Origin of the sequence: Nocardiopsis sp. LOL_012 (assembly GCF_048060475.1) — a bacterium.
Classification (GTDB): Bacteria; Actinomycetota; Actinomycetes; order Streptosporangiales; family Streptosporangiaceae; genus Nocardiopsis.
The window spans coordinates 128203-154871 of sequence record NZ_JBHMIV010000008.1 but is presented as its reverse complement, the minus strand read 5'-3'; the positions used below and the strand labels follow the sequence as shown (position 1 = coordinate 154871).

Below are 26669 nucleotides of genomic sequence, written 5' to 3'. Positions count from 1 at the left end.
GGTGTTCGCGCACACTGTTTCACGCATGGGTTTTCCTGTGGCTGTCGCCTTGTGGGGTGGTTTTCCGTGGTGGTTATGGCGGGGGGGTTACACTCGGTTACATTCCGAACCCGGTCGTTAAGTTCCTTTGCGCTGATGGTACTGCCCTGTGGTGGGGTGGGAGAGTAGGTCGCTGCCACGGTTGTTTGTTGAAGAAGGGGTCGGGGTCGTTCCTTGTGGGGGCGGCTCCGGTCCTTTCTTTTTTGTTGCCGGGGCTTGTGCGGTTGTGAAATCCAATGAGTCGTATCGGAAGCGATGATCGCCATCTGTTTGGCGCCGCACTCGTCGTACAGGACGACCACGTTGTCGGATTTGAAGGGGACGGGTTTGAGTTTGGTGTGATCGGTGCACCCCAGCTCGGCCCTTCTGTAGTCCGGAACGGGAAAACCGATGGCATCGCGGAGCATGGTCGGCACGACTTCCTTCTGGAAGAGCCGTACCTTGAGTTCGTGGTCGAAGCCAGGCATGCCAGAAAGCTACAGGTCGCAAACGCTCTGTGAATGAAAAACGGGAGGATCACGACTCCAGGGCCAACAGGAACCTCTTGCGGTCCAGACCCCCCGCGTAACCGGTCAGGGTCCCGTCCGCCCCGATCACCCGGTGGCAGGGCACGATGATGCTGATGGGGTTGCGCCCGTTGGCCATGCCGACCGCCCGGGAGGCGGTGGGCCGCCCCAATTCCTGTGCCAGTCGGCCGTAGGACACGGTCTCCCCGTACGGGATCGTGGTGAGCGCGGTCCACACCCTGCGCTGCCACGCGGTGCCCACCGGCGCGAGTTCGAGGTCGAACTCGCGCAGCTCCCCCGCGAAATAGGCGGTCAACTGGCGCTCCGCCTCCGCGAAGGGGGACGGGTCCTCAGTCCACCCCTCCGGGATCGGGCGCGGCTCGTCATCCCGCTTGCTCCGGGTCCACACGCCGCTGAGGGCCGTCGCGTCGCCGAACAGTGTCAACTCGCCCACCGGCGAGTCCATCGTGGTGAACCGGAACGGGGGCGCCGGCTCGCGGAACCCCTTGCCCGGCAGCCGGTGCGGTACCCTCGGCTCCTCGAAGTCCATCGGCAGTGCTGTCTGGTCCATGGCTAGTCCTTCTCTAGAGAGGTCCACAGGAGATGGGTGGCGTACGAGCGCCACGGGCTCCAGGAACGCGCTCCCTCAGCGGAGCCTAGAGCCTTCCGGACGCCCAGGTCCCCCGCGAGGAGCACGTCGGGATCGCCCAGCCCCCGCATACGGATGTAGTGCGCGGTCCACGGTCCGATGCCGCGCAGCCCCAGGAGCCGCCGCTGCGTCTCCTCCCGGTCGCACCCCGGGCCGAGGTCGATCTCCTCCTTGGCGATCGACGCCGCGAGTGCGGTGAGGGTCTGGCCCCGTGCGAGCGGGACGGACAGGCGCGCGGGGTCCGCCGCGGCCAGCGTCTCCGGAGCCGGGAACGTGTGTGTCAACCCGCTACCGACGGCCGCCAGGCCCTCGGGGAGCGGGGCACCGTGGTCACGGACGAGCCGTCCGGCGAGGGTCCGGGCCGCGGCGACGGACACCTGCTGCCCGAGGACGGCGCGGACGGCGAGTTCGGCCGGGTCGACGTGGCCCGGGGAACGGACTCCGGGACGTGCGCCGACCAGCGGGGCCAGGACGCCGTCGCCAGCGAAGGCCTCGGCGACCGCGACGGGGTCGGCGTCCAGGTCGAGCAGGGACCGGCAGCGACGGACCGCAGTGGTGAGGTCGCGCGGCTCGGTCAGGCGCAGGCGGCACCGGACGTAACCGTCTCCGGCGGAGAGCTCGACGATCCCGACCCCGTGGGGCAGGGTGAGCGTGCGGCGGTAGGTGCCGTCCGCGTACTTCTCGATCCCAGGAACCGCACGCTCTCCCAGGAAGCGGAGCGTGCCGGGCACGTCGCCGGGTTCGCGGTAGGGCAGACGCAGCAGCAGGGCCCCGGGGTTCTTCCGGGCCGTGCCGCGCCCGCGCATCCGTGTCGGGGCGCGGTCGAAGACGGCACGCATGGTCTCGTTGAACTGGCGGACACTGCTGAAGCCGGAGGCGAAGGCGATATCGGCCATCGGCATAGTAGTCGTCTCAACCAGGACCCGGGCCGTCTGCGCGCGTTCGGCCCGTGCGAGGGCGAGGGGACCCGCGCCGACCTCGGCGGTGAGAAGCCGGTGCAGTTGGCGCTCGCTGTAGCCGACGGCGTCGGCGAGCGCCCTGACCCCACCGCGGTCCACGGCTCCATCCCGGATGAGGCGCATGGCCCGTCCGACCGCGTCGGCCCGCAGGTTCCACTCCGGTGATCCGGGCACGCGGTCGGGACGGCAGCGTTTGCAGGCCCGGAAACCGGCTTCCTGGGCCGCCGCGGAGGAGGGGTAGAAGCGGGTGTTCACGCGCTTGGGGGTGACCGCCGGGCAACTGGGCCGGCAGTAGATCCCCGTGGTGCGCACCGCCGTGTAGAAGACGCCGTCGAAGCGGGCGTCACGGCTGCGCACGGCGCGATAGCGCTGGTCGTCGTCCATCACGCCATCCATGGTGGCCGAAGGCGCCCCGGCGGGGCTGGCGGTTTTCGGACGTCTAGTTCACGTGCTCTCTGAGGTAGTCGATGTAGACGGGGCGCAGCGCCTCCTGGACCCCGGGGTCGCTCTCCTCGGCGAGCGCCTCGTATAGGAAGCCCGAGGCCTGGGCGACGCTCGCCTCGCTGACCTCGGTCCTACCCGACACGGCCTCGGCGGCCGGGATGAGTTTCAGCAGGCGCCAGAAGAAGCGCACGTCCCAGTGCCGCTTCGCGTGTTCGACGGCCCGGTCGCGGAGTTCGTCGGTGCTGAGCTGCTCGAAGTCGTCCTCCATGACGGGTAGGTACCCGTCTTCGGAAGCGGCCATCCGGCAGCGGGCTGCGTTACTCTTCGGAGGAGACCGCAGTACGGCCCCGCGGGGCCGAACCGGCAGCGAAGGGGTTGTGTCATGGCCGCGAGGGTCCTTGTCGCCAAACCGGGTCTGGACGGGCACGACCGGGGCGTCAAGATCGTCGCGCGCGTGCTGCGGGACGCCGGTGTGGAGGTCGTCTATCTCGGTCTGCGCCAGACGCCGGAGATGATCGTGGCCGCGGCCCTCCAGGAGGACGTGGACGCCATCGGGCTTTCAATCCTCTCCGGTGCGCACATGACCATCTTCGCGCGGGTCATGGAGCTGTTGGGGGACAACGACGCCACCGACATCCGGGTCTTTGGCGGCGGCATCATCCCGGACGCCGACGTCGAGGAGCTCGAAGGCCTGGGCGTGGCGAAGATCTTCACACCCGGGACACCGACCGCCGAGATCGCCGACTGGGTGAGGGAGAACGTGCGCCCGGCGCACGCGGCGTGACCTTCGTCGCACCAAAGTAGAGCGAAACGGACACAGGGCTGTGATTCGGCGTGTCGCTGGTCACACGAATTCCCACGCCGGGGCCGCAAAAGGCGCAGTGGAGCCGTATACGGCCCGGGGCAACACGCCCCCGGTGTCCGGCGGCCGAATGCCGGGCGACTAAGCTTTGCGCATGTCGCGGGTGGCACTCCGCGGCGTTCTCGATCTTCTGAAGCGGCTCAGCCCACAGGCTGTCCGTCGTGTGACACATGATCAGTGGGTCACAGCCGATCCCGGACCAGGCCACCCCGGCAGACACTGAGCCAGCGAGTTACAAGGACGGACCCTCGTGGACCTGTTCGAATACCAGGCGAAGCAACTCTTCGCAGAGTACGGAGTTCCCGTACCCCAGGGAAAGGTGGCGAGCACGGCCGCTGAGGCACGTGCCATCGCTGATGGGTTCGCCGCCGCCGGGAAGCAGCGCGTCGTCGTCAAGGCGCAGGTCAAGACCGGAGGCCGCGGCAAGGCCGGCGGAGTGAAGGTCGCCGACGGTCCCGAGGACGCCCAGGCCAAGGCCGAACAGATCCTCGGCATGGACATCAAGGGCCACACGGTCCACCGCGTCCTGGTGGAGGAGGCCTCCGACATCGCGGAGGAGTACTACTTCTCCTTCCTCCTGGACCGGGCCAACCGGACCTTCCTGTCGATCTGTTCCGCCGAGGGCGGCGTGGAGATCGAGGAGGTCGCCGAGACCAACCCCGACGCCGTCGCCAAGGTCGCCATCGACCCGATGACCGGTGCCCCCGCGGATGTCGCCGCGGAGATCGCCAAGGCGGGCAAGCTTCCCGAGGCCGCCGCCGCGGGCGCCGCAGAGGTCATCACCAAGCTGTGGGACGCCTTCGTGGGCAAGGACGCCACCCTCGTGGAGGTGAACCCGCTCATCCTCACCTCGGACGGCCGGGTGATCGCCCTCGACGGCAAGGTGACCCTCGACGCGAACGCCGAGTTCCGCCAGGACCTCGACAGCCTCGCCGTGGCCGAGGAGGGCGACCCCCTTGAGGTGAAGGCCAAGGAGAAGGGCCTCAACTACGTCAAGCTCGACGGCCAGGTCGGCATCATCGGCAACGGCGCGGGCCTGGTCATGTCCACCCTGGACGTGGTCGCCTACGCCGGTGAGGAGCACGGCGGTGTCAAGCCCGCCAACTTCCTCGACATCGGTGGCGGGGCCTCCGCCGAGGTGATGGCCAACGGCCTGGAGATCATCCTCGGCGACCCGGCCGTCGAGAGCGTGTTCGTCAACGTCTTCGGTGGCATCACCGCCTGTGACGCCGTGGCCAACGGCATCGTCCAGGCCCTGGAGCTGCTTGAGGGCCGCGGCGACGACGTCAGCAAGCCGCTGGTCGTGCGCCTGGACGGCAACAACGCCGAACTGGGCCGCCAGATCCTCACCGAGCGTGCCCACCCGGCCGTTCGACAGGTCGACACGATGGACGGCGCCGCCGCACAGGCCGCCGAGCTCGCGGCGAAGTAGGGGACGAAGAAACCATGGCTATCTTCCTGAACAAGGACAGCAAGGTGCTGGTCCAGGGCATGACCGGCTCTGAGGGCACCAAGCACACCCGCCGCATGCTCGCGTCGGGAACCAACGTCGTCGGCGGTGTGAACCCGCGCAAGGCCGGCCAGAAGGTCGACTTCGACGGTACCGAGGTACCCGTGTTCGGCTCCGTGGCCGAGGGCATGGCGGCCACCGGCGCCGACGTCACCGTGATCTTCGTTCCGCCGAAGTTCACCAAGAGCGCCGTCGTCGAGGCGATCGACGCCGAGATCGCTCTGGCCGTCGTCATCACCGAGGGCATCCCGGTGCACGACACCGCCTACTTCTGGTCCTACGCCGGGTCCAAGGGCAACAAGACCCGCATCATCGGTCCGAACTGCCCCGGCCTCATCACCCCGGGACAGTCCAACGCCGGCATCATCCCGGCCGACATCACCAAGCCCGGCCGCATCGGTCTGGTGTCCAAGTCCGGCACCCTGACCTACCAGATGATGTACGAGTTGCGTGACATCGGCTTCTCCACCTGTGTGGGTATCGGCGGCGACCCGATCATCGGCACCACCCACATCGACGCGCTCAAGGCGTTCCAGGACGACCCCGACACCGACGTCATCGTGATGATCGGTGAGATCGGCGGCGACGCCGAGGAGCGTGCGGCGGACTTCATCAAGGAGAACGTCACCAAGCCGGTCGTCGGCTACGTGGCGGGCTTCACCGCTCCCGAGGGCAAGACCATGGGCCACGCGGGCGCCATCGTGTCCGGCTCCTCGGGCACTGCGGCCGCCAAGAAGGAGGCCCTGGAGGCCGTCGGCGTCAAGGTCGGTAAGACCCCCAGCGAGACCGCCGAGCTGGCGCGCGCGCTGTTCTAGGAACGGAGTGCCCGTCCGGGCTCCGTGCTTTCCGCGGCTCCGCCCCGCCACCTCCTCCGGTGGCGGGGCGGAGCCGTCTCTGCCCTCAGCCGCTTTCGATGGAGTCCCGGCCGCCCTCCCGGCGGTTGCGCAGGTACTGGCCGACGGCCGGCCCGACCACGAGCATGCAGAAGAAGCCGAGGAAGACCAGGAAGCCCGTGACGTTGCCGCTGATCAGCGTGGGCAGGCCCCACACGAAGAGCAGGAACCCGCCCCAGCCGGCCAGCCCGCCGATGTTCACACCGCGCCCCTTCGGGCCGGTGCGCTCGGCGGGGGCTTTCGCGCCCTTCTCGGCCACCGTCCCCCTGGGCGCGGCGGTGATCGGGGCGGGGCGCAGGTGTTCGGGCAGGTCGGCGAAGAGCGGGAGCAGGTCGGCGGAGGTGACCGACCTCAGCGCGGCGTCGGAGCGCGACTCGTGCTCGGCCAGGTCCAGCCGTCCCTCCTCAAGCGCCTTCCGCAGGCCCTCCAGCGCCTCGTCGCGCTCGTCGTCGGACAGGCGGTACCCGTGGTCGGGGCTGGGACCAGCCATTGGCCTTCCCTTCGGGGATCAGTACAGAGAGCGGGCTTCGGTGTCTAGGACGGCGTGTACCGCCGCGGGGTTCCACGGGCGACACACCCGGCCGGGACTCGGCCGAGCAAACCGGGGCCTGGCACCATAAGCCGGGTGAGTACGCCAGGATCTCCCCCCGACCGCGGCCGACCCCGGGCGGGCCGTACACGGGTCGACACGCCCCGGGCCCGGGCCCACGCCCCCCGGCCGATCTACACGACCGGCGGTATCGCCGCGGCCACCGCCGCAGGCAGCGGGCTGGCCGTGATCGTCACGCTCACGATCGCCGGGTGGGTGGCCGCGCCCCACGCCACGTTCGTGGAGGAGATCGACGAACTCCTCCGCGGTGCGGTGACCGCCTGGCTGGTGGGCCACCGCGTGGGGTTCACGGTGGAGGAGGCACGGTACGGGCTGCTGCCCATCGGCCTGGTGCTCATCCCCGGCCTGCTGCTGTACCGGTCGGGCCGGTGGCTGGCCCGCACGTGCGAGATCGGACGCCTGCGGCACGTGTACCGGGCCGCTCTGGCGATCGCCGGACCCTACGCGGCGATCGCGGGCACGTTGGCCCTCCTGGTCCGTACCGAGACCCTGGAGTCCGGCATGGTGTCCGCCCTGGCCATGGGCTTCGCCATCGCCTTCCTCGCGGGAGGTTTGGGGGCACTGCGGCAGATGATGCTGGAGCGCAGGGTCACCGTCCGCGCCCTGATGGACCTCATACCCGGCAGGGCGCGCTCCCTCGCGGTGGGCACGGCCGCGGCGACGGGATCGCTGCTCCTGGGCGGCCTGCTGCTGTTCCTCGTCGCGTTCGCCGTGAACCTGCCGGACGCGGTGGACGCCACACGCACCCTCGCGCCGGGGGCGGTGGGCGGCACGCTGCTGCTGCTCATCCAGATCGCCTATCTGCCGAACGCCGCGGTGTTCTCGGTCTGCTACGCGCTCGGCCCGGGGTTCGCGGTGGGGGAGGGGACCGTCGTGGCGCCGACGGGCGTGTCGGTGGGGGAGCTGCCGCTGCTGCCCATGCTGGTCGTCCTGCCGGAGAACGGGGCCGCTCCCGCGGTGTCGCTGGCGGCCTTGGCGCTCCCCTTCGCGGCGGGGGCGTTCGGAGGGGTGCTGACCCAGCGCAGCGCCCCCGACGTGGTCAGTGAGGCGGCCCCGCTGTGGGGGTTCGTGTGCGGTGTGGCCACGGGTCTCGTATGCGCCGTGCTGGGCTGGCTCGCGGGCGGCCCCATGGGGGCGGAGCGGCTCACCGACATCGGCCCGTCGGCTTGGCAGGTGGGGTTGGTCGCGGCCTTGGAGGTGGGTGTGGCGGCGGCGATCGCCGCCTGGATCGCCAACTGGTGGTACTCGCGCAAGATGCGCCTGTCCGCCACCGGGGCAGGCGGCGGACAGGCGCCGGCCGAGGCCGACCAGGGGTCTCCGGGACACGAGCAGTTGAAGCTGTTGGAGGAGGTGCCGGTGGGTGAGGGGTTGGCGACGGTGACGCCGCTGCACCCGCCCGAGGAGGAGCCCGGGTTCGGTGAGCCGGATAAGTCGGAGGCGGAGCGCTTCACGGAGCGGCTGTGGGCCCGGGAGAGGGTCCGCGAGGACCGGGCGGCGGAGCGCGTTGCGCGCAGGGAGGCCCGGAAGGAGTTGCGCGCCCACCGCAAGGAGGAGCGTGCGGCCCGTCGCGCGGCGAAGACCGCCCGGAAGGCGAGGGCGGCCCGGCGCGGTGAGACCCCGGAGGAGTCCGAGGAGATGTACGGCATCACCTACGAGGCCGACCCGGACGAGATCGACAGCCCGCAGAGATGAGCCCCCGCTCCGCCCCTCCTGAACCGGGCCGGGGGCCCGCCGCACGCGGCGGGCCCCCGGCGGGTCAGCCTCCGGTGCCCCTGCTGCCCGGGGCGAAGATCGCGTTGACCAGCTCGGTGCACCACGCCAGCAGTTCCAGGTCGCGCAGCGGCCTGCCGCCGATCCCGCCCGCCTTGGGCACCGGGACGAGCAGTGTTCTCGTGGTGTCCTTGAGCACCGACTTCGGGTACATCCGGCGCAGCCGCAGCTCCTGCGATTCGCGCAGCTCCACCGGGGAGAACCGGATCTGCTGGCCCTGGAGCACCACATCGGTCAGCCCCGCAGACTTGGCCAGAACCCGGAACCGCGCCACCGCCATGAGGTTGTCCACCGGTTCGGGCGGTGTGCCGTACCGGTCGGTGAGCTCCTCGTAGGCGGCGCGGATGTCCTGTTCGTCGGTGACGCTGGCGATGTGCTTGTAGGACTGGAGTCGCAGCCGCTCGCCCGGTACGTAGTCGTGCGGGATGTGCGCGTTGATGGGCAGTTCCACGCGCGTCTCGACCTCTTCGGCGGTCTCCGGTCCGCCCTTGAGTTCGGCCACGGCCTCGCCGACCATGCGCACGTACAGGTCGAAGCCCACGCCCGCGATGGTTCCGGACTGCTCCGAACCCAGGATGTTGCCCGCGCCGCGGATCTCCAGGTCCTTCATCGCCACGTACATGCCCGCCCCGGTCTCGGTGTGCTGGGCGACCGTGGCCAGGCGTTCGTAGGCCGTCTCGGTGAGCGGCCGCTCCGGCGGGTACAGGAAGTAGGCGTAGGCCCGCTCCCGGCCCCGGCCCACCCGGCCGCGCAACTGGTGGAGCTGGGACAGGCCGTAGGTGTCGGCGCGGTCGATGATGAGGGTGTTGGCGTTGGGCACGTCCAGGCCCGACTCGACGATGGTCGTGGAGACCAGCACGTCGAAGTTCTTCTCCCAGAAGTCGACCATCACCCGTTCGAGCTGCTGCTCGTTCATCTGCCCGTGGGCGAAGGCCACCCGGGCCTCGGGGACCAGGCGCTTGAGCGAGGCGGCCACCCGGTCGATCGAGGCCACCCGGTTGTGCACGAAGAACACCTGGCCCTCGCGCATCAGCTCGCGGCGGATCGCCGCGGCGATCTGCTTGTCCTCGTAGGGCCCCACGAAGGTGAGCACAGGGTGGCGCTCCTCCGGCGGGGTGAGGATGGTGGTCATCTCCCGGATGCCGGTCATCCCCATCTCCAGGGTGCGCGGGATCGGCGTGGCCGACATGGCCAGCACGTCGACCTGGGTGCGCAGCCGCTTGAGCGCCTCCTTGTGCTCGACGCCGAAGCGCTGCTCCTCGTCGATGATGACCAGACCCAGGTCCTTGAACCGGGTCTGGTCCGACAGCAGCCGGTGCGTGCCGATGACGATGTCGACCTCGCCCGCGCGCAGCCCCTCCCGGGTCAGCTCCACCTCGCCGTCGGTCTGGAACCGTGACATCGGTCTCACGGTCACCGGGAAGGACGCGTACCGCTCGGTGAACGTGGACATGTGCTGCTGCACCAGGAGGGTGGTGGGCACCAGGACGGCGACCTGTTTGCCGTCCTGCACCGCCTTGAACGCGGCGCGCACCGCCACCTCGGTCTTGCCGTAGCCGACGTCGCCGCAGATCAGCCGGTCCATCGGGACCGACCGGGACATGTCCTTCTTGACCTCTTCGATCGCGGCGAGCTGGTCGGGCGTCTCGACGTAGGGGAAGGCGTCCTCCAGTTCCCGCTGCCAGGGGGTGTCCGGCCCGAAGGGGTGGCCCGGGGAGGCCTGCCTGGCCGAGTAGAGCCGGATGAGGTCCCCGGCGATCTCGCGGACCACCTTGCGGGCGCGGCTCTTGGTCTTGCTCCACTCGGCCCCGCCCATCTTGGACAGGGTCGGTGCCTCGCCGCCGACGTAGCGGGTGACCTCGCTGAGCTGCTCGGTGGGCACGAACAGCCGGTCGCCGGGCTGGCCGCGCTTGGAGGGGGCGTACTCGATGAGCAGGTAGTCGCGGGTGGCGCCCTGGATCTTCCTGCTGACCATCTCCAGGTAGCGGCCCACGCCGTGCTGCTCGTGCACGACGTAGTCGCCGGGCTTGAGCTGGAGCGGGTCCACGGTGCCCCGGCGTCGGCTGGGCATGCGGCGCATGTCGCGGGTGGAGGACTTCTGCCCGGCCAGGTCGGTCTCGGTGAGCACCACCGTGCGCACCGACCTCAGCAGGAAGCCGTGTTCGACCAGCCCCGTGGTGACCGTGGCGACGGCCGGGGCGGGGGGCTCGGACAGGTCGGTGGCGAGCGTGGCGCCCAGCCCCGTATCCCGCAGCATCGCCACGAGCCGTTCGGCGGGCCCGTGCCCCTGGGTGACCATCACGACGCTCCAACTGTCGTGGAGCCAGCCCTTGACGTCGGCCAGGGCGCGCTCGGTGTCGCCCCGGTAGGACTCGGCCGGGGAGGCCCCCACGATCACGGAGTCGTCCTCCTCGACTCGCGCGGGGTCACCGGAGTCGAAGGGGGTCAGCCCCCACCAGGGGAGCCCCAGGCCGTCGGCGGTGGAGCGCAGGTCGGCGATGGACATGTAGGCCGACGCGCCCAGGTCGATGGGGGCCTCGCCACCGGAGGCGGCGTTGATCCAGGAGGCGTCGAGGAATTCGGCGCTGGTCGCCTCCAGTTCCACCGCGCGGGTGCGGATGCGCTCGGGGTCGCAGCCCACGATGAGGGCGTTCTCGGGCAGGTAGGAGAAGAACGGCTCCATCCGCTCGGAGAGGACCGGCGCGAACGCCTCCATGCCCTCCACCGTCACGCCGTCGGCGATCTTGCCGAGGATCTCGGCGAGCGAGGGGTGCTCCTCGGCCAGGGCGCGGGCGCGTCCGCGCACGGCGTCGGTGAGCAGCAGTTCCCGGCAGGGCGGCGCGAACAGGCCGGAGGCCGCGTCGGTCCCCGGGCTGTCCTCCCTGGGCTGGATGGAGCGCTGGTCGGCGACCTGGAAGTACCGGATGTCCTCGACGCTGTCGCCCCAGAACTCCAGCCGGAGCGGGTGCTCCTCGGTGGGCGGGAAGACGTCGAGGATGCCGCCGCGCACCGCCATGTCGCCGCGTTTCTCGACCAGGTCCACACGGGCGTAGCCGGTGCCGGCCAGGGCGTCGACGACCCCTTCCAGGGGCACCTCGTCGCCCGGGCGGATGCGCACGGGTTCGAGGTCGCCGAGCCCGGCGACCAGCGGTTGCAGGACGCTACGCACCGGTGCCACGACCACGCGCAGCGGGGACGCGAGCGGGTCGGCGGGGTTGGGGTGGGCCAAGCGGCGCAGGACGGCCAGGCGCTGGCCGACGGTGTCCGAACGCGGGGAGAGGCGCTCGTGGGGCAGGGTCTCCCAGGCGGGGAACTGCGCGACCGAGTCGGCGGGCAGCAGTGACCCGAGCGCGTCGGTGAGGTCGGCGGCCTCTCGTTCGGTGGCGGTGATCGCCAGGACCGTCCGCTCGGCGCCCACGGGGGCGTCGGCGGCGAGCGCGCCCACCATGAAGGGGCGCAGCGCGGCCGGGGCGACGAGGTCGGTGTGGGGATCGCGGCCGCCGCGGGCGGCCTTGATCGCGTTGTGCAGGGCCGGGTCCCGGGAGACGTCGGCGAGAAGTCCAGTGAGGCTCATGGCACCAAGCGGAAGAGAGTGGTCCGGCGGCAGGCGTAAGGGCGCGGCCTGCGTGGCGGAGGGCGGTGATCGGTACGGCCGCCCGTCCCCCTCAGCCTAGCGACTCCGCCGTCGCTGTGCGGGGGGCTGTGGACGACACCTCGGGGTGCGGCCACCGCCCCCTTCGCGCCGAGGTGGTCGGCGCCTACGGGTGCAAACCCGTGGAGACCTGCTCCTATTCCGTGTGGCCGGGCGCGGGGCGGGCAGGCCCCGGGTGCGGGCATACGCTGGGTGCGACGTGGACCATGACAGGGGAGGAAGCGCGCGGTGAGTGCCAACGGGCTCGTGAACACGCAGGTCGGTCGGCCGGAAGCACGGGTGGTCACCCCGTCCCGGGACGAGCTCGCGCACCTGGAACTGATCCTCAACGGCGCCTGCCCCCTGCCCGGGTTCATGACCCGGCAGGAGGCGGAGGAGGCGCGTGGGGAGGGCCGCCGGTGGCCGGTTCCGGTCACGTTGCGCGTCCCCTCCGAACTCGCCGGTCAGGAGTGGCTGGTCCTGGCCGACCCGGAGGGCTTCCCGCTGGCGGAGCTGGAGGTCGGCGAGAGGTGGCAATCCGGGGGCGGGCACCGTGTGTCCGGTGAAGTGCGCCTGGTCAATCCGCCCATGGGCGGGGTGCTGCGGAAACTGCGTGCCACCCCGGCCGAGGTGCGCGGTCGGCGTGAACTCGGGGCCTGCGCGGACCGGCCCGTCCTGGCCGTGGTCACCGACCGCCCCCTGCACCACCGCGCCCTCCACCAGATCCGGGCCGAGGCCGAGGCGCTGGGGCAGGCGGAGCTGCTGGTGCTCATCGACGCGCCGCTGGAGGAGGAGGGGCTGGCACCGGCGGTGCTCGCGGCCGAGCCCCTGCTGCCGGCCCACACCCGGTTCGTCGTGTGCACGCTGCCGCGCTCCGAGGCGCGGTCGCGGGGGGCGCTCGGCGGCCGGTGGGACGCCCGCGACGTGGCCCTTGCCGCGCACGTGGCCTCCGCCTACGGGGCGACGCACCTGCTGGTGGAGGCCGGGGCGGCCGGTGCCGACACCAACGGTGCCGCGGCGTTCGACCCGCCGGTGGTGGTGGTGTCCCCCCGGCCCTGGTGCTACGACACGGACGCGGCCGCGTGGCGGCCCGAGGCGGAGGCGGCGGAGGGGGCCCGCCGGTCCGAGCCCGGCGACGCCGAGGTGGAGGAGGAGTTGGCGCACGGGCGGGCGCTGCCCTCCTGGTTCACACCCGCGAGGGTGGGTGCCGAGCTGGCCCGGCTGCGTCCGGCGCGGACCCGGCGGGGGCTGACCCTGCTGTTCACCGGCCTGTCGGGGTCGGGCAAGTCGACCATCGCCGGGATGGTGCGGGAGGGGGTCCGCAGGGCCGGGCGCACCGTGACGCTCCTGGACGGGGACGTGGTGCGGCTCATGCTCTCCAAGGGGCTCACCTTCTCGCGGGAGGACCGCGAGATGAACGTCCGCCGCATCGGTTACGTGGCCTCGGAGATCACCCGGCACGGCGGTGTGGCCGTGTGCGCGCCGATCGCCCCCTACGCCGCGAGCCGGGCCGAGGTCCGGTCCATGGTGGAGGAGTTCGGCGACTTCTTCCTCGTGCACGTGGCGACGCCGCTGGAGGTGTGCGAGGCCCGCGATCGCAAGGGCCTGTACGCCAAGGCCAGGGCTGGGGAGATCCCGGAGTTCACCGGGGTGTCCGACCCCTACGAGGAGCCGGACGACGCCGACATGGTGCTCCACACGGTCGGCGAGGACCCGCACGAGTCCGCGGCCCGGGTGCTGGCCGCGCTGCGCGGGGGCGGCTGGCTGCCGGAGCGGGAGTGAGGGCCGTGGGGGAGTGGGGTGTGCCGCCCGGTGGCACGCGATCCTATGCTGGAGCCATGGATACCGGGTCGGAGACCGTGCGGCGGGACCGGGACGAGGGGACGGCGGACACGGGCAGAGGTGGTCGGACCGCTTCCCCGCAGTGCGGGTCCGGGTTCGTCTCCCGCAAGGAGTTCGCCGCTATGTCACGGACCGCTGCGGGCGTCGACCCCGATACCTTTCGTGCCGACCAAGAGGCTGCGGCCGATCCCTATACGGGGTCCCCCTGTGCCCGCTGGCCCTTGGAACCGGGGCCGGGAGGCGCCGGGCAGCGGCGTCTTGGTGGCGCGGCGATCCTGTGAGGAGAACGGTTGACCACCACGGAAGAGCCCGAGAACGTTCAGGCCCCCGGACAGCGGCTGCTGCGACTGGTCGAGGTGATGGACACACTGCGGCGCGAGTGCCCCTGGGACGGCGAGCAGACCCACGAGTCGCTGGCCAAGTACCTGATCCAGGAGGCCTATGAGACCCAGGAGACGATCGAGCGGGGCGAGGTGTCCCTGCTGGCCGAGGAGTTGGGCGACGTCCTGCTCCAGGTGGTCTTCCACGCCGCGATCGCGGCGGAGCGGCCCGAGGGCGACCCGGAGCGCTTCACCGTCGACGACGTGGCCGACGCCATCATCGACAAGATGGTCCGCCGCCACCCGCACGTGTTCGGCGGGGTGGAGGTGTCGGGCGCCGACGAGGTCAAGAGCAACTGGGAGGACATCAAGGCCGCCGAGCGCGCCGCCAAGGCCAGGGCGGCCGGCGGTACCGGGGAGAACTCGGTCCTGGACGGCGTTCCCTTCGCCCAGCCAGCGGTGCTGCTGGCCGAGGAGCTCCAGCGGCGCGCACTGCGCAACGGGGTCCCCGCCGACCTGGTCGCCGACGACGGCGGTGAGGGCGGCGGGCTGTTCGCGGCGGTGGCCGCCGAACGGGCCCGGGGCCGCGACACCGAGGCCGATCTGCGGGCGGCCTCGCGCAGGTTCGACGCCCGGGTGCGCCGGGCCGAGGAGGCGGCCCGGGCGCGGGGGCGCGACCCCCGCACGCTCTCCGAGGACGAGTGGCGGGGCTACTGGGAAGACTGAGGTCGCCTGCGGAGCCGCGGGGCGAGTAGGTCTAGACCATTTCGGCCGGGTGGGCGCGCGCCCCCGGGGCCGAATCGCTACGCTCGTGTGCGGATCCTGAACCTTCAGGTCCGACCGACCCCGAGAAGACGGAGAGAGACCTTGGCGTCCATCGAGTCAGTACAGGCACGGGAGATCCTCGACTCCCGCGGCAACCCGACGGTCGAGGTCGAGGTTCTGCTCGACGACGGCACCCTCGCCCGCGCCGGCGTCCCCAGCGGTGCCTCCACCGGCCAGTTCGAGGCCGTGGAGCTGCGCGACGGAGGGGAGCGCTACGGAGGCAAGGGTGTGGCCAAGGCGGTCCAGGCCGTCAACGGCGAGGTCCTCGACGTGCTGAGCGACCACGACGCTGACGAGCAGCGCCTCATCGACCAGGCGCTCATCGACCTGGACGGCACCCCCGACAAGTCCCGGATCGGCGCCAACGCCATCCTCGGCGTCTCCCTGGCGGTGGCGCGGGCTGCCGCCGACGAGGCCGGCCTGCCCCTGTACCGCTACATCGGGGGCCCGAACGCGCACGTGCTGCCCGTGCCGATGATGAACATCCTCAACGGCGGCGCCCACGCCGACAGCAACGTCGACATCCAGGAGTTCATGGTCGCGCCGATCGGTGCGTCGACCTTCTCCGAGGCCGTCCGCTGGGGCGCCGAGGTGTACCAGGCCCTCAAGGCGGTCCTGAAGTCGCACGGCCTGGGAACCGGCGTGGGCGACGAGGGCGGCTTCGCCCCCGACCTGGAGAGCAATCGCGCGGCACTGGACCTCATCGTCGAGGCGATCCAGAAGGCCGGCTACACCCCCGGCCAGGACATCGCGCTCGCCCTGGACGTGGCGGCCACCGAGCTGTTCTCCGACGGCGTCTACACCTTCGAGGGTGAGAAGCGCTCCTCCGAGGCCATGGCCGCCTACTACGCCGAGCTGGTGGAGGCCTACCCGCTCGTGTCGATCGAGGACCCGCTCGACGAGGAGGACTGGGAGGGCTGGAAGCGGCTCACCGAGGCCCTCGGCGACAAGGTCCAACTGGTCGGCGACGACCTGTTCGTCACCAACCCCGAGCGGCTCCAGCGCGGTATCGACGCCGACACCGCCAACTCGCTGCTGGTGAAGGTCAACCAGATCGGTACCCTCACCGAGACCCTGGACGCGGTCGGCCTCGCCCAGCGCAGCGGCTACACGGCGATGATCAGCCACCGCTCCGGCGAGACCGAGGACACCACGATCGCCGACATCGCGGTGGCCACCAACGCCGGGCAGATCAAGACCGGTGCTCCGGCGCGCAGCGAGCGTGTGGCCAAGTACAACCAGCTACTGCGGATCGAGGAGGACCTCGGCGGCGCCGCCGTGTACGCGGGCGTGTCGGCCTTCCCGCGGTTCACCGCGCGCGGCTAGTCTGCCCCAGTGCCGCGCGAACCCAGCCAGAGACCTCCGAAGGCCCCCGAGGGCGCCCGAGCCGACGGTTCGGGCGGGAGGACTGCCTGGAGTCCGCGCGACACCGCGGCCGAGAGGGGCCGCACCCGGCGGGTGCGGCCCATGCTCACCAGCCGGGCTGCGATCCTGGCGGTGGTGGTGTGCGTGATCGCCCTCAGCCTCGCCTACCCGCTGCGCGAGTTCATTCTCCAGCGCTCGCAGATCGCCGAACTCCGTGATCAGCAGGCCCGCATGGAGGAGAGCGTGGGCGAGCTCCAGGCCAGGGAGGACGAGCTCGTCCGCGACGAGTACGTGGAGCGCGAGGCGCGTACCCGGCTCCACTACCAGTACCCCGGGGAGACCGCCTACATCGTCATCCGGCCCGACGACGAGGAGGCGGGCCCGGGTGAGGCCGAGCCGGACACCCCGTGGTTCACGACCCTGTGGGACTCCGTGGAGGAGGCCGACGACCCCTCGCCCGACTTCGGCCCCTGACCGGCGCGGGGCGCGGCGGCGGTAGGCTTGGGCCGCCATGACTTCCGCAGACCAGCCCTTTCCCGGGCAGCACGAGAACGCCCAGGGCGGCACCGGTTCCCGGGGCCCGGTGGCGGCGCGCGACGCCGCCGCCGTCGAACTCCAGTTGGGCCGCTCGCCGCGCGGCCTGCGCGGGGTCGCCCACCGGTGCCCCTGCGGCCTCCCCGACGTGGTGCGCACCGCGCCGCGCCTGGAGAGCGGTGAGCCGTTTCCGACGCTCTACTACCTGACCTGCCCGCGCGCGGCCTCCGCGATCGGGCGGCTGGAGAACGAGGGCCGGATGCGCCGGATGCAGGAGCGCCTGAGCGAGGAGCCCGGGCTCCGGGACGCCTACACCGCGGCGCACGAGTCGTACCTGGCCCAGCGCGCCGAGCAGGCGCGCCTCGACGGCGTCGAACCGCTGCCCGAGGGCATGCAGAGCACCGGCGGCATGCCGACGCGGGTCAAGTGCCTGCATGCGCTGGTCGCCCACGAGCTGGCGGTTCCGGGCGTCAACCCCTTCGGTGCCGAGGCACTGGAGGAGCTGCCGGACTGGTGGGACCGGGGGCCGTGTGTGTGCGTGGAGGACGGAGCGCCGACGGGCGACGGAGGGGACGTTTCATGAGCGGTGTCGCGGCCATCGACTGCGGAACCAACTCGATCAGGCTGCTGGTCTGCGAGGTCGTGCACATCGACGGGGACGAGGTCGAGGTGGTCGACGTCGACCGGCGGATGGAGATCGTCCGCTTGGGCGAGGGTGTCGACGAGACCGGGGTGTTCTCGCCCCAGGCCCTGGAGCGCACCTTCGAGGCGCTGCGCGGGTACGCCGAGGCGATCCGGGCGCACGGCATCGAACTGGGACCGGAGTCCGTGCGCATGGTGGCGACGAGCGCCACGCGCGACGCGGGCAACCGCCAGGAGTTCGTCGACGGTGTCCGAGAGATCATCGGGGTCGAGCCCGAGGTGGTCACCGGCCTGGACGAGGCAGAGCTGTCCTTCGTGGGGGCCACGGCCGAACTCGGGGGCGGGGACGAGCTGGAGACGGGTGTGTTCGCGCCGCCGTTCCTGGTGGTGGACATCGGTGGCGGCTCCACCGAGTTCGTCCTGGGCGGTGCGGACGGCGAGCTCGTCCGCGCCTCGGTGTCGGTGGACATCGGCTGCGTGCGGATGACGGAGCGGCACCTGCGCTCCGACCCGCCCACGCCCGAGCAGGTCGCGGCGGCCACCGCTGACATCGACGCCGTGTTGGACGAGGTGGAGCGGACCGTTCCGCTGCGCGAGGCCGGTTCGGTGGTGTGCGTGGCAGGGACGGCGACCACCGTCGCGGGGATGGCGCTCGGGCTGCCCGAGTACGACGCGGAGCGGATCCACCACGCTAGGGTCGAGGCCGGCGACCTGGAGCGCATCACGGCCGACCTCCTCGCGTCGACGCACGGGGAGCGGGCACAGATCGGGGTCATGCATCCGGGCCGTGTGGACGTGATCGGCGCGGGCGCCCTGGTGCTGTCCCGGGTGCTCGCGCGTACGGGCGCGGACCACTTCACCGCGAGTGAGCAGGACATCCTCGACGGTGTGGCCTGGAGCCTGGTGTGACGGCGGGGGCGTGAACCGGCTTTTCCCCGGTTCGGAAAGACCACGCTGGGTGAGACGTGTCACTCGGGGAACTGCTTGTGAAAGCATTCACAACCCTCTGACCTGCGAAAACTTCGCAAGTATGGGTCGGGTGGTGGTGAGAAGGTGATCGGATGTGAACCTTCTCGTCGGTAGTCGCTTGTGAAAGAATGCACAAGTAATACGGATGTAACGCACCAAGGGTTCGACACGGGTGCGATCCCGGCGAAGGGCCCGTGGCGCTCTTCGCGAACGTGGGCAAGGAAGCCGAAAGACACCGTTAGGGCGGATATGCGATGACCGAGAGCAGGAACTACCGGCTGGTACACGGCGGCGGGGACGAAGCGGAGATCCCGCACGTCCTCATCGTCGGCGGCGGTTACCTCGGGATGTACACCGCGAGGCGGCTGGAGAGGAAGCTCGGCGCCGGTGAGGCCCGTATCACCGTGATCGACCCGAACTCCTACATGACCTACCAGCCCTTCCTGCCCGAGACCGCGGCCGGCAGCATCTCCCCGCGCCACGTGGTCGTCCCCCTGCGCAAGGTGTTCGACCGGACCCGTGTCCTGGGCGGCCGAGTCGTCCGCATCGACCACGCCGAGCGCACGGTCCGCTACGAACCCAACGTGGGCGAGCCCGAGACCATCCGCTACGACTACATCGTGATGGCGGCCGGCGCGATCTCGCGCACGCTGCCCATCCCCGGCCTGGCCGAGTGCGGGATCGGGATCAAGACCGTGGAGGAGGCCGCCTACCTCCGCAACCACGTCCTGGACCAGCTCGCCATCGCCGACTCGACCGAGGACGAGGAGATCCGCGCCAAGGCGCTGAACTTCGTCTTCGTGGGCGGCGGGTTCGCCGGGGCCGAGGCCATCGCCGAACTGGAGGACCTCGTCCGCGACGCGGTCCGCATCTACAGCTCGATCGACCTCGATGACGTCCACTTCTACCTCATCGAGGCCGCGGACAAGATCCTGCCCGAGGTCGGCCCGGAGGTCGGCACCAAGGCGCTCAACCAGCTCCGTCGCCGCGGCATCGACGTCCGGCTCAAGACGTTCCTGGAGTCGGCCGAGAACCAGCGGATCAAGCTCAGCGACGGTACCGAGTTCGACGCGGGCACCCTGGTGTGGACCGCCGGTGTCAAGCCCAGCCCGGTCGTCGCCGCCAGCGACCTTCCCCTCGGTCCCAAGGGCCACATCGACACCAGCGAGTACCTCACCGTCAACGGCGTGGAGAACGCCTTCGCCGGCGGCGACAACGCCCAGGTGCCCGACGGCAACGGCGGCTACTACCCGCCCAACGCCCAGAACGCGGTCCGCCAGGCCCCGGTCCTCGCCGACAACGTGATCGCCGCGCTCCGGGGCGGCAAGGCCAAGGCCTACCGCCACAAGAACCTTGGCGCGGTCGCCGGGCTCGGCCTGCACAAGGGTGCCGCGCAGCTCTTCGGCGTGGTCAAGCTCAACGGCCGCCTGGCCTGGTACGCCCACCGCGCCTACCACCTGTACGCGGTTCCGACCTTCAACCGGAAGATGCGCGTCCTCGCCGACTGGACGCTCGCCTTCCTCCTGCGCCGCGACTTCGCCGCGCTTCCGGAACTGGTGGAGCCGCGCCAGGCCTTCGAGGAGGCCAGCCAGCCGCAGGTCGAGGACGGCCGCCTCCGCAGGGTCAGTTGATCCGGGACAGCGTATACGCACGAAACAGCCGACTCCCTCCGGGAGTCGGCTGTTTCGTGTCCTATTCCGGCCAACTTCCGGCAAAGTGGTCAATCGCCTCGGCCGGTATGATGGGCACGCCCTCGTAGCCCAATGGAAGAGGCAGGCCCCCTAAAAGGGTCACAAGTGTCGGTTCGAGTCCGACCGGGGGTACTGACCGTGTTTATGGTCCCTCGCAGGCTCGGGACGGTGCTCGCGGCGTGGAGAACCGGCCTCTTCGTCGTCGCTGCTGCCTTGCTCGTTCCTCGCTGCGGCAGCGACTCCTCCCGCAGAGACCGGTACGCCGCTCGCGTTGCTTCCGCTGGTCGGCTGTCGGCCGGACGGGTGGGGCTCGGGACGGTGCTCGCGGCGTGGAGAACCGGCCTCTTCGCCGTCCGCCAGCCCGCCACCACCCTCAACGGACGGCGTCGGGCTCGGTTCAGGCGGGGCCGTGGAGTTCCAGGAGCAGTTGGAGCTGGGTGAAGAGCCGCTCACCCGGGTCGCCCAGGTCGATCCCGCTGATCGATGTCGCGCGGCGTACGCGGTAGCGCAGGGTGTTCGGGTGGATGTGCAACCGCTCGGCCGCCACACGCGCGTCTCCGAAGGCCTCCAGATAGACGAGGAGCGAGTGCACCAGGTCCGCGCCTCCCGAGCGGTCGTGCTCGACCAGTCGGCTCACCCTCGGATCGCGCAGTGACGGATCATCCCTCAGATAGGCGAGCGTCTCGCTGATCAGGACTTTGGAGCGCACGTCGGAGATGGTCGCCACCTCCCACGACATCCCGCGCTCCAGGTCCCGGCCCATCGCGTCCAGCACCCGGTCCGCCTCCGCGCGTGAGGCCGGTACGTCGGCCAGCCGCTCCACCAGCGATCCCACCGCCGCCTGGACCTCCAGGTCCAGTGTGGACCGGGCCGCGAGCACCGTCTTGCGGGTCAGGGCCAGCACGGACCGCTCCACCCCCAGCCACCCCTCCCGGCCGCGTACCAGGTCGGGCAGGAGTACGTACACCCGTCCGTTCAGTTCGGTGACCAGGGAGCTGCGGCGGTAGGCGGCCGTGTGCACCGACACCAGGTCGATGAGCTGCCGGAGCCGCAACTCGCGTTCGGGCCGGTCGCGCGGCCCGAGCCGCTCCTCACCGGAGGGGTCGCCCTCGCCGTCCGCTGCGGCCTGGCTCGCCACGGAGAACCCGACCACCAGCGCCCCCCGGTCGGCGTGCACCTCCACCGTGTCGGCCAGAGCCGCGGCGTCGATCCGCTCCTCCAGCAGACTCGACAGCAGGTCCTCGCGCAGCCGCAGCCCCGCGCTGGTCTGCGTGCGCTGCCGGATCATGTGGAGCGCGGTCGTGCGGGCGGCGCCCAGGAGGGCCTCCTCCGCGTGCTCCGACAGGGGCTCCGATCCCTCCTGCACCCAGATCGCCCCGAGGGGCTGGCTGCCCGCGTGGATGCCGATGGCCAGCCTGCGGCGGATCCCCAGATCGGGGTGCTCCTCGATACGGACCACCTCCTCACCCGACCGCAGTTTGGTGAAGACCCCCCACTCGCGTAGCACAGCGAGGTAGGGTTCAGGGCCCCGGCGGCCCAGGACGGACAGGCGGCGCAGTTCGTCCACCTCCGACCCCGAGGAGTAGGCGAGCACCCTGCTGGCCGCGTCCTCGATGGACACGAGCCCGTTGGTCAGCCGGGCGATGGTCTGAGCCATGGAGAACAGGTCCCCGGAGGCCTCCCCCAGTTCGTCCGGGGCGGAGGGGCGGGTGTCGTGCACGATGTTCTGGCACACCGACTGCAACTGGTCCCAGCGCACCTCCGGACGGACCGCGAGCAGGGCGATCCCCGCGTCCTGGGCCTCGGCGCGCAGCCCCGCCATCTCGTCCTTGCCCGCGCGCCGGTGTGTTCGGGGGCTGGAGCCCGCGGGCAGCACCTCCTCTGGGGGGGCGTGTCCGCCGGTCTTGACGGCCACCGCCGTCGCGCCCTGGTCGGCGAGGGCGCGTACGAGTCTGCGGGCCGCGCCGCCGCGGGCACCGATGAGCAGGACGAGGTCGCCCGCGTGGGCCTCGGTACGGTCCTCCGGGTCGAGGATGGTGACGTTGTCCACTCGCACATCCAGGCCGGCCGGGGCCGCCGCCACGTCCATCACGGGGTCGCCCACGACGAGCAGGAGGCGGCGCAGGGGGATTCCGGTTTCGTGATGCCCTTCTTCCCCTTCGTGAACAGGCATGGTGTGCTTCCTCGCTGGATCGGGGGGTGTGGGCCGTTCGTGTGCGGTGCGACGGTCCGCCGACGGGGGATCAGAAAATATATATGCCCTATTTTGTTCCATTAGACAAATAAGCCTGGCAAAGAGTGGCCTCGTCCACAAGGATGCGCGGCCCTGATTCTGAGAGCTTGGAATTAGCTCAACCCTGCCTCGAACAGGGACAGACTTCCAGGGAGGTGCCCCATGGACGCCGTGACCAACGTCCCGCTGCCGAAGAACGAACCCGTTCTGTCGTACGCGCCCGGCAGCGCGGAGCGCGACGAGCTCGTCGCCGCGCTCACCGCGCTCGGCGGGGAGCGCATCGACCTGCCGATGCACATCGGCGGGGAGCGCCGCATGGGCGGGGGTGAGCGCATCGACGTCGTGCAGCCGCACCGACACTCCGCCGTCCTGGGAACCACGGCCAACGCCACCCACGACGACGCCCGTGACGCGATCGCCGCGGCCAAGGCCGCTGCCCCGGCATGGCGGGCGATGTCCTTCGACGACCGTGCCGCCATCATCCTGCGCGCGGCCGAACTCCTCGCCGGCCCGTGGCGCGCCACGGTCAACGCCGCCACGATGCTCGGCCAGTCCAAGACCGTGCAGCAGGCGGAGATCGACTCGGCGTGCGAGCTCATCGACTTCTGGCGCTTCAACGTCTCCTATGCCCGCGGCCTCATCGAACAGCAGCCGCTGAGCGTACCCGGTGTATGGAACCGGATGGAGCAGCGCCCGCTGGAGGGGTTCGTCTACGCGATCACGCCCTTCAACTTCACCGCCATCGCCGGCAACCTGCCCACCGCTCCGGCCCTCATGGGCAACGTGGTGGTGTGGAAACCCTCCCCGACCCAGCAGTTCGCCGCCGAGTTCACGATGCGCCTGCTGGAGGAGGCCGGGCTGCCCCCGGGCGTCATCAACATGGTGACCGGCGACGGCCTCGCCGTCTCCGACATCGCGCTCAACGACCCGGAGCTGGCCGGTGTGCACTTCACCGGTTCGACCCGCACCTTCCAGCACCTGTGGCGGACGGTCGGGGAGAACATCTCCCACTACCGCAGCTACCCGCGTATCGTCGGTGAGACCGGGGGCAAGGACTTCATCGTCGCCCACGCGTCCGCCGACCCGGACGTCCTGCGCACCGCGATCGTCCGCGGGGCCTTCGAGTACCAGGGTCAGAAGTGCTCGGCCGTCTCGCGTGCCTTCGTCGCCCGCTCCGTCTGGGAGCGGGTCCGCGACGACCTCGTCGCCGAGACCGAGGCGGTGAAGATGGGCGACGTCACCGACCTGTCCAACTTCATCGGGGCGGTGATCGACCGCCGCGCCTTCGACAAGCTCGCCAAGGTCCTGAAGGACGCCGAGGCCGACCCGACCCTGTCCGTCATCGCGGGCGGCACCGCCGACGACTCCGTGGGCTACTTCGTGCGGCCGACCATCATCGAGGGCTCCGACCCGACCCACGACGTGTTCCGCACCGAGTACTTCGGTCCCGTCGTCGCCGTCCACGTCTACGAGGACGAGAAGTTCGAGGAGATCCTGGAGACCGTCGACCAGGGCTCCGCCTACGCCCTGACCGGTGCCATCCTGGCCAACGACCGCGCGGCAGTCGCCAGGGCGACCGAGGCCCTGCGCTTCACCGCGGGCAACTTCTACATCAACGACCGGCCGACCGGATCCATCGTGGGCCAGCAGCCCTTCGGCGGTGCCCGGGCCTCCGGTACCAACGACAAGGCCGGTTCGGCACAGAACCTGTCGCGCTGGGCGAGCCCGCGCTCCATCAAGGAGACCTTCGTCGCTCCGACGGACTCCTCCTACCCGCACATGGGCTAGAGGCCTTCCTACCGGCGGGTCGCCGCTCCACCGTTTCCCCTTGCGGGAGCGGCGACCCGCCACTCCCGTCGGTCTCCTCCGGCGATACCCGCAGTCCGCGCGAGCCGAACGGCTCACACACGCCTTCCCGGAGGTCTCCATGCTCCGCAAACCCCTGCTGCTCGCCGGTAGATCCGCCAGTTGCCGGAAGATCGTCGAGCGCACACCCGTCACCCGCGGTCTCGTCCACCGCTTCGTCGCCGGATCCACACTCGGGGAGGCGCTACCCGTCGTCTCCGGCCTGGCCCGGGACCGCTACGCCACACTCGACTTCCTGGGGGAGGACACCACCGACCGGGAGCAGGCCACCGCCACGGTGACCGCCTACCAGGACCTGCTGGCCGCACTGGGGGAGGCCGGCCTGGGCGACCGCGTCGAGGTGTCGGTCAAGCTGTCGGCCGTGGGGCAGTTCCTCGACCGGGACGGTGAACGGATCGCCCTGGACAACGCACGCAGGATCGCCGAGGCCGCACAGGCGATCGGTACGACGGTAACCCTCGACATGGAGGACCACACCACCGTCGACTCCACACTGGGCATCCTGCGCGAACTCCGCGCGGACTTCCCGTTCGTGGGCGCCGTGCTCCAGGCCTACCTGCACCGCACCGAGGCCGACTGCCGCGATCTCAGCGGTGCCGGGTCCCGCGTGCGCCTGTGCAAGGGGGCCTATGACGAGCCCGCGTCGGTGGCCTTCCGGGACAAGGCCGAGGTGGACAAGGCGTACGTGCGTGCGCTGGGCGTGCTCATGAAGGGCGAGGGCTACCCCATGGTGGCCTCGCACGACCCGCGGATGATCGCGATCGCCGGGGAGATGGCCGAGGCCAACGGGCGCTCGGACGACGACTACGAGTACCAGATGCTCTACGGGATCCGCGACGTCGAGCAGGTGCGCCTGGCCGCGGAGGGCAAACGCATGCGCGTCTATGTGCCCTACGGCGACGAGTGGTACGGCTACTACATGCGCCGCCTCGCCGAGCGGCCGGCCAACGTCCTGTTCATGGCGCGTTCGTTGGTCACCCGGAACTGAGCCCGGTGGCGGGCGGGGCGTCCCGGCCCATCCCCTTCCCGCCCGCCACCGTCCGCGCTGCCCGGGGTGCCGGTATCCCAACGGTGACACGGGTGCGGAACCCGCGAGGGGGCCGATACGTTACCTTGTGGGCAGTTAACCACGCGCGAAAGGCCAAGACGAGACATGCGGATGCGGAGTTCCAACCCCGCGCTCAAGCGGGTGCTTCAGCAGTCCGGATCCGGCGGCTACGCTCAGCAGGGGTACGGGCAGCCGGGCTACGGACAGCCCTACCCCCAGCAGGGCTACCCCCAGCAGGGGTATGGGCAGTCGGGCTACGGGCAGCCCTACCCGCAGCAGGGTTACCCGGCGGGGCCCGCCCAGGGTGTGGGCATCCAGCGGATGACCATCGACGACGTCGTCGTGCGCACCGGCATGACGCTCGGCACCGTGGTGCTGTTCGCCGTCGTCAACTACTTCCTCTTCAACTACGTCAGCCCGGGCACGGCCATGGGGCTGATGTTCGTCGGCATGATCGGCGCCCTGGTGCTGGGCCTGGTGATCGCGTTCAAGCAGATCACCAGCCCCGCGGCGATCCTGCCCTACGCCGCGCTGGAGGGTCTGCTCGTCGGCGGGCTCTCCGCGGTGCTGGCCTGGCAGTTGGAGCTGTCGACCGGTGATGCCGGTGCGGGCGGCTCCCTGGTCACCCAGGCGGTCGTCGGCACCGTCCTGGTCTTCGGCGTGATGCTGGCGCTGTACAAGTTCCGCGTGATCAAGGTGACCGACGGCTTCGTCAAGGCCGTCACCTTCGCCGCGCTCGGTGCCTTCGCGCTGATCCTGGTCAACTTCGCGCTGAGCTTCTTCATCTCCGGTGGCCTGGGCCTGCGCGAGCCGACCTTCCTGGGCCTGATCGTCAGCCTGGTGTTCGCGGTCATCGCCGCCCTGACCCTGGCGATCGAGTTCCGCGGGATCGAGGAGGGCATCGCCGCCGGGATCCCCAGCAAGTACTCCTGGCAGTTCGCCTTCGGCCTGACCGTGTCGCTGGTCTGGCTCTACATCGAGATCCTGCGCCTGCTCTGGATCATCAAGACGATGTTCTCCGAGTAGGACCCGAGCCCCGGAGGGGCCGCTCTCCGGGCCGAGGCCCGGGCAGCGGCCCCTCCGCCGTGTACGGGCCGCGGCACCGGAACGGTCGTGTCTCAGCTCCGCCGCGGGGCCGGGATGGAGCGGTTGCGCCGCCGCCGGTCGTGCTCGGCGACGATCGCGTGGGCGTACCACTGGGGCAGGCCGTACTCGTCGGCGAGCCAGTTCGAGCGGTCCGAGCAGCGGACCAGGCCGGGGCCCTCGTCCAGGGCCTCGAACCACTCGTGGAGTCCTCGTCCTGTCACGTCCGGGATGCGTTCGATGAGCTTTGCGTGGATCTCCGGCGAGTGGGTCATCGGCATGGGCACCTCCGCGCATTGGTCTGCGGCACTTACTGTGACCCTGCATCAGGATCACGTTTCGGACAAGCCCTGGACACCAGCTTTTACGCCAGGGGAC

The 26669-nt window shown here is 70.8% G+C and carries 22 protein-coding genes, 1 tRNA gene and 1 rRNA gene; 17 read left to right on the top strand and 7 right to left on the bottom strand.

The window, feature by feature from the left end:
• Positions 1-65 precede the first annotated feature (65 nt).
• Positions 66-181 (top strand): 5S ribosomal RNA (rrf, locus tag ACFHWE_RS07745).
• Positions 182-275: 94 nt separating this feature from the next.
• Positions 276-539, top strand: a complete 264-nt coding sequence (locus ACFHWE_RS07740; RefSeq protein WP_416599921.1) for a hypothetical protein — start codon at positions 276-278, stop codon at positions 537-539.
• Positions 540-555: 16 nt separating this feature from the next.
• Here ACFHWE_RS07740 and ACFHWE_RS07735 read toward each other — a convergent pair whose 3' ends face one another.
• Genes ACFHWE_RS07735 through ACFHWE_RS07725 form a run of 3 tightly spaced genes read right to left on the bottom strand, consistent with a single transcriptional unit; the run spans position 556 to position 2898 of the window.
• Positions 556-1116, bottom strand: a complete 561-nt coding sequence (locus tag ACFHWE_RS07735; RefSeq protein ID WP_416599920.1) for a methylated-DNA--[protein]-cysteine S-methyltransferase — start codon at positions 1114-1116, stop codon at positions 556-558.
• 2 nt (positions 1117-1118) lie between these two features.
• Positions 1119-2537, bottom strand: a complete 1419-nt coding sequence (locus ACFHWE_RS07730; protein WP_416599919.1) for an AlkA N-terminal domain-containing protein — start codon at positions 2535-2537, stop codon at positions 1119-1121.
• 55 nt (positions 2538-2592) lie between these two features.
• Positions 2593-2898, bottom strand: coding sequence for a hypothetical protein (locus tag ACFHWE_RS07725; protein WP_416599918.1), 306 nt, complete (start codon positions 2896-2898; stop codon positions 2593-2595).
• Between the two features lie 81 nt (positions 2899-2979).
• On the opposite strand from ACFHWE_RS07725, the gene ACFHWE_RS07720 reads away from it, so the two are divergent.
• From ACFHWE_RS07720 to sucD, 3 genes are all read left to right on the top strand, one after another.
• The gene (locus tag ACFHWE_RS07720; protein ID WP_416599917.1) at positions 2980-3381 is read left to right on the top strand and encodes a cobalamin B12-binding domain-containing protein; all 402 of its coding nucleotides are present in this window, start codon (positions 2980-2982) and stop codon (positions 3379-3381) included.
• 328 nt (positions 3382-3709) lie between these two features.
• A complete protein-coding gene (gene sucC, locus ACFHWE_RS07715; RefSeq protein WP_416599916.1) occupies positions 3710-4891 on the top strand; it encodes an ADP-forming succinate--CoA ligase subunit beta in 1182 nt (393 codons plus the stop codon).
• Between the two features lie 14 nt (positions 4892-4905).
• The gene (sucD, locus tag ACFHWE_RS07710; protein WP_416599915.1) at positions 4906-5784 is read left to right on the top strand and encodes a succinate--CoA ligase subunit alpha; all 879 of its coding nucleotides are present in this window, start codon (positions 4906-4908) and stop codon (positions 5782-5784) included.
• An 85-nt stretch (positions 5785-5869) separates the two neighbouring features.
• On the opposite strand, the gene ACFHWE_RS07705 is transcribed toward sucD, so the two are convergent.
• Positions 5870-6352 carry a DUF1707 SHOCT-like domain-containing protein gene (locus ACFHWE_RS07705; RefSeq protein ID WP_416599914.1) on the bottom strand — a complete coding sequence of 161 codons (483 nt, stop codon included), beginning with the start codon at positions 6350-6352 and terminating at the stop codon, positions 5870-5872.
• Positions 6353-6601: 249 nt separating this feature from the next.
• Here ACFHWE_RS07705 and ACFHWE_RS07700 point away from each other — a divergent pair, with 249 nt between their 5' ends.
• On the top strand, positions 6602-8164 hold the full coding sequence (locus tag ACFHWE_RS07700; protein ID WP_416599932.1) for a DUF6350 family protein: 1563 nt from the start codon (positions 6602-6604) through the stop codon (positions 8162-8164).
• Between the two features lie 64 nt (positions 8165-8228).
• On the opposite strand, the gene mfd is transcribed toward ACFHWE_RS07700, so the two are convergent.
• Positions 8229-11816 carry a transcription-repair coupling factor gene (gene mfd, locus ACFHWE_RS07695; RefSeq protein ID WP_416599913.1) on the bottom strand — a complete coding sequence of 1196 codons (3588 nt, stop codon included), beginning with the start codon at positions 11814-11816 and terminating at the stop codon, positions 8229-8231.
• A 306-nt stretch (positions 11817-12122) separates the two neighbouring features.
• On the opposite strand from mfd, the gene cysC reads away from it, so the two are divergent.
• The 8 genes from cysC to ACFHWE_RS07655 all read left to right on the top strand — a co-directional run bounded on the left by cysC (position 12123) and on the right by ACFHWE_RS07655 (position 20193).
• A complete protein-coding gene (cysC, locus tag ACFHWE_RS07690; protein ID WP_416599912.1) occupies positions 12123-13655 on the top strand; it encodes an adenylyl-sulfate kinase in 1533 nt (510 codons plus the stop codon).
• Between the two features lie 419 nt (positions 13656-14074).
• Positions 14075-14761: a MazG family protein gene (locus ACFHWE_RS07685; protein WP_416599931.1), complete on the top strand. Its 687-nt coding sequence runs from the start codon at positions 14075-14077 to the stop codon at positions 14759-14761.
• Between the two features lie 141 nt (positions 14762-14902).
• Positions 14903-16186, top strand: coding sequence for a phosphopyruvate hydratase (gene eno, locus ACFHWE_RS07680; RefSeq protein WP_416599911.1), 1284 nt, complete (start codon positions 14903-14905; stop codon positions 16184-16186).
• 141 nt (positions 16187-16327) lie between these two features.
• Complete coding sequence (locus tag ACFHWE_RS07675; RefSeq protein WP_416599930.1) at positions 16328-16699, top strand: FtsB family cell division protein; 372 nt, start codon at positions 16328-16330, stop codon at positions 16697-16699.
• Between the two features lie 37 nt (positions 16700-16736).
• Positions 16737-17342 (top strand): DUF501 domain-containing protein, encoded by a 606-nt coding sequence (locus tag ACFHWE_RS07670; protein ID WP_416599910.1) that lies wholly within the window; start codon positions 16737-16739, stop codon positions 17340-17342.
• Positions 17339-18310, top strand: coding sequence for an exopolyphosphatase (locus ACFHWE_RS07665; protein ID WP_416599909.1), 972 nt, complete (start codon positions 17339-17341; stop codon positions 18308-18310). Before ACFHWE_RS07670 ends, ACFHWE_RS07665 begins: the two co-directional genes overlap by 4 nt.
• Before the next feature lie 314 nt (positions 18311-18624).
• Positions 18625-20001 carry an NAD(P)/FAD-dependent oxidoreductase gene (locus ACFHWE_RS07660; protein ID WP_416599908.1) on the top strand — a complete coding sequence of 459 codons (1377 nt, stop codon included), beginning with the start codon at positions 18625-18627 and terminating at the stop codon, positions 19999-20001.
• A gap of 118 nt (positions 20002-20119) precedes the next feature.
• Positions 20120-20193 (top strand) — tRNA-Leu (locus tag ACFHWE_RS07655).
• Positions 20194-20458: 265 nt separating this feature from the next.
• Here ACFHWE_RS07655 and ACFHWE_RS07650 read toward each other — a convergent pair.
• Positions 20459-22234, bottom strand: coding sequence for a helix-turn-helix domain-containing protein (locus ACFHWE_RS07650; RefSeq protein ID WP_416599907.1), 1776 nt, complete (start codon positions 22232-22234; stop codon positions 20459-20461).
• A gap of 222 nt (positions 22235-22456) precedes the next feature.
• Here ACFHWE_RS07650 and pruA point away from each other — a divergent pair, with 222 nt between their 5' ends.
• The 3 genes from pruA (at position 22457) to ACFHWE_RS07635 (ending at position 26234) form a co-directional block, all read left to right on the top strand.
• Positions 22457-24082, top strand: coding sequence for an L-glutamate gamma-semialdehyde dehydrogenase (gene pruA / locus ACFHWE_RS07645; RefSeq protein ID WP_416599906.1), 1626 nt, complete (start codon positions 22457-22459; stop codon positions 24080-24082).
• Between the two features lie 139 nt (positions 24083-24221).
• The gene (locus tag ACFHWE_RS07640; RefSeq protein WP_416599905.1) at positions 24222-25148 is read left to right on the top strand and encodes a proline dehydrogenase family protein; all 927 of its coding nucleotides are present in this window, start codon (positions 24222-24224) and stop codon (positions 25146-25148) included.
• Positions 25149-25313: 165 nt separating this feature from the next.
• Positions 25314-26234, top strand: a complete 921-nt coding sequence (locus ACFHWE_RS07635) for a Bax inhibitor-1/YccA family membrane protein (protein WP_416599904.1) — start codon at positions 25314-25316, stop codon at positions 26232-26234.
• A 92-nt stretch (positions 26235-26326) separates the two neighbouring features.
• Here the strand turns inward: ACFHWE_RS07635 and ACFHWE_RS07630 are convergent, their stop codons facing one another.
• A complete protein-coding gene (locus tag ACFHWE_RS07630; RefSeq protein ID WP_416599903.1) occupies positions 26327-26572 on the bottom strand; it encodes a DUF4287 domain-containing protein in 246 nt (81 codons plus the stop codon).
• Positions 26573-26669: the final 97 nt, after the last annotated feature.